This is a genomic window from Janthinobacterium aquaticum, from assembly GCF_009208565.1.
GTDB lineage: Bacteria > Pseudomonadota > Gammaproteobacteria > Burkholderiales > Burkholderiaceae_D > Janthinobacterium.
In genome coordinates, this window is sequence record NZ_WFLK01000004.1 from 434,868 (window position 1) to 441,379 (window position 6,512).

Genomic DNA, 6,512 nt, shown 5'->3' on the forward strand with positions numbered 1-6,512 from the left:
CACGCCAGCAGCCAGCGCCGTGCGCGGCGCTGGCTGCGGAGACCTGTCATGCACACCCCGATTCTTGCCGTTCTTGCCGCCGCTCTGTTGTCCGGCTGCGCCATCACTCCCACCTCCATCGTGCAGTACCCAACCACCACGCGCGCGCCCATGCCTGAGCCGGTAGTGGTGGCCAACGGTTCGATCTACCAGCCGTCGACCTACCGTCCGGCTTTTGAAGACCGCCGCGCGCGTCATGTGGGCGACACCATGATCATCGCCATTACCGAACGCACCAACGCCGTCAAGGCCGGCGCCAGTTCGGGCAACAAGACCGGCAGCGCCAGTTTCGGCACGCCGGGTTTGCTGCAGGGGCGCTTCGGCAGCTCGGTGGCGGTGGAAGGCGCGCTCAAGCATGCCGATGGCGACAACCAGTCGGCCAGCAATACCTTTTCCGGCACGATCGGCGTGACGGTGATTGAAGTGCTGCCAAACGGCAACTTGATCGTGGCTGGCGAAAAGCAGATTGCCATGAACAAGGGCACCGAATTCATCCGTTTCTCGGGCATGGTCAATCCCGACACCATCGGCATCGGCAATGTGGTGCCGTCGACCCAGGTGGCCGACGCACGCGTGGAATACCGCACCAACAGCCAGATCGACCGCGCCGAGCTGGCCTCGATGGCCTCGCGCTTCTTCCTCAGCATCCTGCCGTTCTGATCATGGCGACCAACACTCTTTCCCGCCTGCTGGCCGCCTGCACCGTGGTATTGGCCATGCTGGCGCCGGCCGCGCATGCCGAGCGCCTGAAGGATTTGGCCAGCATTGCCGGCGTGCGCGACAACCAGTTGATGGGCTATGGCCTGGTGGTGGGCCTGGACGGCAGCGGCGACCAGACCACGCAGACGCCATTTACCATCCAGAGCGTGGCGGCGATGCTGCAGCAGCAGGGCGTCAATTTGCCGCAAGGCACCAGTTTGCAGCTGAAAAACGTGGCGGCCGTGATGGTCACCACCTCGCTGCCGGCGTTTGCCCAGCCCGGCCAGTTGCTCGATATCACCGTGTCGTCGATGGGCAACGCCAAGAGCTTGCGCGGCGGCACCTTGCTGATGACGCCATTGAAGGGCGCCGATGGCCAGATTTATGGCATGGCGCAGGGCAATGTGCTGGTCGGCGGCGTGGGCGCGCAGGCGGCCGGCAGTTCGGTGGTTGTCAACCACCTGAGCGTGGGCCGCATTTCCGGCGGCGCCACCGTCGAGCGCAGCGTGCCGTCGGCGCTCGGTGCGAACGATATTGTCCGCCTCGAACTCAATGCCACCGACTTCGCCACCGCCAGCCGCGTGGTCGACGCCGTCAACAGCCGCTTCGGCCCTGGCACCGCCGCCGCACTTGACGGACGCGTGATCCAGGTGCGTTCGCCTGCCGGCAGCGACCAGCGCGTGGCCTTCCTGGGCCAGCTGGAAAGCATCGAAGTCAACCCGGCCAGGCTGGCCGCCAAAGTCATCATGAACGCGCGCACCGGTTCGGTGGTGATGAACCAGTCGGTTACGCTGGAAACGTGCGCCATTTCGCACGGCAATCTGTCGGTAACCATCAATACCGAGCCGCAGGTGAGCCAGCCGGCGCCGCTGTCGGGCGGTCGCACCGTGACCACCCAGACGGCGCAGATCGATATCAAGAAGGAGCCGGGCAAGGTGATGCTGGTCAAAGGCGGCGCCTCGCTGTCGGACGTGGTCAAGGCGCTCAATGCGATCGGCGCCTCGCCGCAAGACCTGCTGGCCATCCTGCAGGCAATGAAGGCGGCCGGTTCGCTGCGCGCCGAACTTGAAATTATTTGATTGGGGACGCCATGATCAGCCAGACCGACCTCAGCAATACCGCCGCCTACGACGTCAAGGGCATGGACGGCCTGCGCCAGTCCGCCAAGTCGCGCGATCCGGCCGCGCTGAAAGAAGCAGCCACGCAGTTCGAAGCCATGTTCATCAATATGATGATGAAAAGCATGCGTGACGCCACGCCGCAAGATGGCGTGCTCGACAGTCAGCAAAGCAAGATGTATACCTCGATGCTGGACCAGCAAACCAGCCAGAATCTGGCCAAGCGCGGCACTGGTCTGGCCGATGTGCTGATGCGTCAGTTGTCGAACACCACCCAGTTCAGCGCCGAAGACGCCGCCGCTTCGCCGCGCGCCTCGAGCATGGCCTCCGCACTGGCCGCGTTTCGCCAGCAGCAGGCCGCCGCCACCGGTAGTACTGAGAGCACTGGCGCGGCCGACGGCAAGAGCCTGTCGGACAAGGCCAATGCCAGCCAGGCGCCGCATGTGCGCGCATTCCAGGAAAAGCTGGGCGTACACGCCGAAGAGGCCAGCCGCGCCACCGGCATTCCAGCCAAGTTCATGCTGGGCCAGGCCGCGCTGGAAACGGGCTGGGGCAAGCGCGAAATCATCAGCCGCGATGGCAGCAGCAGCCACAATCTGTTTGGCATCAAGGCCAGCGCCGACTGGAAGGGCAAGGTGGTCGACGCCGTCACCACGGAATACGTGAACGGCAAGGCGCAGCGCAAGGTCGAGAAATTCCGCGCCTACGACAGCTATGCCGACAGCTTCAAGGATTATGCGCAGTTGATTACCACCAACAAGCGCTATGAAAAAGTGCTGGCCAACGCCGGCGACGCCAGCAGTTTCGCGCATGGCCTGCAAAAAGCCGGCTATGCCACCGACCCGAACTATGCTGCCAAACTGACAAAAATCATCAAGGGCTCGCTGGTGGGCTGAGCGATCCGATCTTGCCGCTTCAAGTTTTCGCCGATACTGCCGTAAATAATCTGGACAGGAACCCATACAGCTATCATGACCTCGAATCTACTCGCTATCGGCAAAAGCGGCCTGCTTGCAGCACAGGTGGGCCTGTCCACGACCGGGCATAACATTACCAACGTCAACTCGCCTGGCTACAATCGCCAGACGGTGCAGCAGCAGACGGCCAATGCCAACTATGCCGGTTATGGTTATGTGGGCACCGGTACCGAAGTGTCGCAGATCAAGCGCCAGTACGACAGTTTCATGTCGACCCAGGTCAATGCCGCGCAAAGCTCAACCAGTTCGCTCGACGCCTATTACACCCAGATCAGCCAGATCGACAATCTGCTGGCCGACAGCACGGCCGGCCTGTCGCCTTCGCTGCAGGACTTTTTCAAGGGCGTGCAGGATTTCAGTTCCAATCCGTCATCAGTTTCCTCGCGCCAGGCTTTGCTGTCGAGCGCCAGTTCGCTCACCTCACGCTTCCAGGGACTCGATGGCCGCCTGGCCGAAATCGGCGATGGCGTCAATTCGCAGATCACCTCGCACGTCAACGTCATCAACACCTACGCCAAGCAGATTGCCGAACTCAATACCAAGATTTCGCAACTGACGGTCGACCCCAGCCTGGCGCCCAACGACCTGCTCGACCAGCGCGATCAGCTGGTGACGGAACTCAATAAATACGTCAAGGCAACGGCCCAGCCGGGCTCGAACAATACGCTGACCATTTCCATCGGCTCCGGCCAGCCGCTGGTGGTGGCCGACCGTAGCTTCGAGCTGGCGGCCACGCCGTCGCTGACCGACCCGAACCGGGTGGAAGTCGGTTATGTTACCGGCAAGACCGTCACGGTGCTGCCGGACAACGCCCTGACGGGCGGTTCCCTGGGCGGTTTGCTGGAGTTTCGCAGCGGCACGCTCGATCGCGTGCAAAATTCGCTGGGCAAGGTGGCCATTGCGCTGGCCACCACCTTCAATGAGCAGCACAAGCTGGGCCTGGACCTGAACGGCGACCTGGGCGGCGACTTTTTCAAAATTCCCGAGCCGGTCATCGGTGGCGACCGCAACAACAGTCCGACCAGCACCACCGAGCTGTCGGCCAAGATCAGCGATCCGTCCAAACTGACCGGCAGCGACTACCGGTTGCGCTATGACGGCAGCAATTATGTGGTGACGCGCCAGAGCGATGGCGCGCGTACGGTGATCGACCCGTATCCGCAGACCGGGCCGCAAACCATCGATGGCGTCGATTTTTCGATCTCCGGCACCGCCGCCGAAGGCGACAACTATGTGATTCGCCCGACCATCAACGGCGCTGCGGGCCTGCAAGTGGCGATTACCGATCGCAACAAGCTGGCCGCCGCTGCGCCGATTGCCACCGGTGCGCCAGTGGCCAATACCGGCAACGGCAAGCTGTCGGCCGGTTCGGTTGACAGCGCCTATCTGGCGGCGGGCAACCAGTTGAGCTCGACCATCACGCTCACGTATGACAAGGCCAGCAACGCCCTGAGCGGTTTTCCGGCCGGCCAGGCCGTAACCGTCAAGGGCGTCAACGGCGCCAGCACCACCTACCCGGCCGGCACCGCCAGCATTCCCTATGCCGAAGGCGACAGTTTCAGCTTTGGCGGCATCAATGTCAGCATGACCGGCACGCCGGCCAATGGCGACAAATTTACCATTGCCCCCAATACCGGCGGCGTGGGCGACAACCGCAATGCGGTGGCGCTGGCCAGTTTGCAAACCAAGAACATCATGGACGGTGGCAAAGCCACTTTCCAGGGCTCGTACGCGGAGACAGTCAGCTTTGTCGGCAACAAGACGCGCGAAGTGCAGGTGGCCGGGCTGGCCAGCAAGGCATTGCTGGACCAGACTACCAACCAGCAGCAGGCCGTGTCCGGTGTCAATCTCGATGAAGAGGCGGCCAACCTGCTGCGCTACCAGCAGGCTTATCAGGCGTGCGGCAAGGTCATGCAGATTGCCAGTACCCTGTTTGACGTGGTCATCGGCCTGGGTCGTTAATTATTCTCGTGCGGCAATGATGCCGCAGACAAGGACATCTTATGCGCATCAGCACACGAATGATTTATGACCAGGGCAGCACGCAGCTGAACAATCTGCAAAGCGCCTTGAACCGCACGCAGATGCAGCTGTCGACCAACCGCAAGAACCTGACGCCAGCCGACGATCCGATCGCTTCGGCGCGCGCGCTGGAAGTGACGCAGTCGCAGTCGCTCAACACGCAATTTGCCACCAACCGCTCAAACGCCACCAATTTCCTGTCGCAGGAAGAGCTGGCGCTGGGCAGCACCCACAACCTGATTGCCGATGTGCAGGAACTGGTGGTCAAGGCCGGCAATCCCGGCCTGCGCGACGAAGAGCGCGCCACCATTGCCAAGGAACTCGAAGGGCGCATGACCGACCTGCTGGGCATTGCCAACACGGCCGATGGTTCCGGCGGTTATCTGTTTGGCGGCTATAAATCGACCACCCAGCCGTTCAGCCAGACGCCGACCGGCGCTGCCTACGCTGGCGACCAGGGCCAGCGCGAACTGCAGGTCGGTTCCGCGCGCTACCTGGCCGTCAGCGACTCGGGCGCGGCCGTGTTCGAGAACAATATGACCGGCAACGGCACCTTTACCGTCACGCCCGACAGCGGCAACTACGGCCGCGGCGGCGCCGGCATCGTGACCAGCAGCACCGTCACCGACGCCACCGCGCTGACCGGCCACAAGTACGAGATCAGCTTTGCCGTGACCGGCACCGGCGACGCGGCCGTCACCACCTATACCGTCAACGACCTGACGCTGGGCCAGACCGTGCCCAACCCGGCCACGCCCTTGCCCTTTACGGCAGGGCAGGCGATCAATTTCGACGGCCAGCAGATCGTGCTCAACGGCAAGCCGTCGGACCAGGACAAGTTCGGCGTCGCGCCCAGCGCCAAGGAGTCGCTGTTTACCACCATGACCAACCTGATCGGTGCGCTGCGCACCTCGGGCAACGGCGACGCCGGCCAGGCGCGCCTGGCCAACAACCTCAGCGCCGCCAGCAGCATCCTCAGCACCGCTTACGACAACGTGCTGTCGGTGCGCGCCGAAGTGGGCGCACGCACCAAGGAACTCGATTACCTGGCCAGCTCCGGCGACGACCTTGACTTGCAATACTCGGCCACGCTGTCCGATCTGCAGGACCTGGACATGGTCAAGACCGTGTCGCTGTTTACCCAGCAGCAGATCACGCTGCAGGCGGCGCAGAAGTCGTTTACCCAGGTGTCGGGATTGTCGCTGTTTAATTACATCAACTGATACATGGGATCTCGGTAGGTCGGATTAGCCGCGCAGCGGCGTAATCCGACATCACCACCGGCCCAAGCCAACAATGTTGTCGGATTACGGACGAGGGCCTAATCCGACCTTGTATTATTCCTCTCATGCAGTTGATGGTGTTGCGAACAACATTAACCGCTGTCAAAATTCTTGGTAGGCATATCAAGACCGGGTAACTGGATGCCGTATCCGCCCTTAGGCTCAAAGCCAGCATCGTAGATCTCGCACCAGTTACCCACCCCTCAATGTCAAGATCGGACAGTATCTTTGGCACCGGCACGCCGGATAGCCCGCATTCACAAGGTAGATCGCAAGAGGACCACAACATGTTTCATTTAGGAATCGACGTTGCCAAGGCAAAGCTGGACTGCGCGCTGCGCCTGACCAACGGCAAGCATCGCAACAAGGTAGTA

General features: G+C 62.2%; 5 protein-coding genes. All 5 read left to right on the plus strand.

The window, feature by feature from the left end:
- Nucleotides 1-48 precede the first annotated feature (48 nt).
- Nucleotides 49-699 carry a flagellar basal body L-ring protein FlgH gene (locus tag GCM43_RS09735; protein ID WP_152243596.1) on the plus strand — a complete coding sequence of 217 codons (651 nt, stop codon included), beginning with the start codon at nt 49-51 and terminating at the stop codon, nt 697-699.
- A 2-nt stretch (nt 700-701) separates the two neighbouring features.
- A complete protein-coding gene (locus tag GCM43_RS09740; RefSeq protein ID WP_152243598.1) occupies nt 702-1,817 on the plus strand; it encodes a flagellar basal body P-ring protein FlgI in 1,116 nt (371 codons plus the stop codon).
- Between the two features lie 11 nt (nt 1,818-1,828).
- Complete coding sequence (gene flgJ / locus GCM43_RS09745) at nt 1,829-2,752, plus strand: flagellar assembly peptidoglycan hydrolase FlgJ (RefSeq protein WP_152243600.1); 924 nt, start codon at nt 1,829-1,831, stop codon at nt 2,750-2,752.
- A 75-nt stretch (nt 2,753-2,827) separates the two neighbouring features.
- On the plus strand, nt 2,828-4,795 hold the full coding sequence (flgK, locus tag GCM43_RS09750; RefSeq protein ID WP_152243602.1) for a flagellar hook-associated protein FlgK: 1,968 nt from the start codon (nt 2,828-2,830) through the stop codon (nt 4,793-4,795).
- A gap of 41 nt (nt 4,796-4,836) precedes the next feature.
- Entirely contained in the window at nt 4,837-6,078 is a 1,242-nt protein-coding gene (gene flgL, locus GCM43_RS09755) for a flagellar hook-associated protein FlgL (protein ID WP_193315583.1), read from the plus strand.
- Nucleotides 6,079-6,512 lie beyond the last annotated feature (434 nt).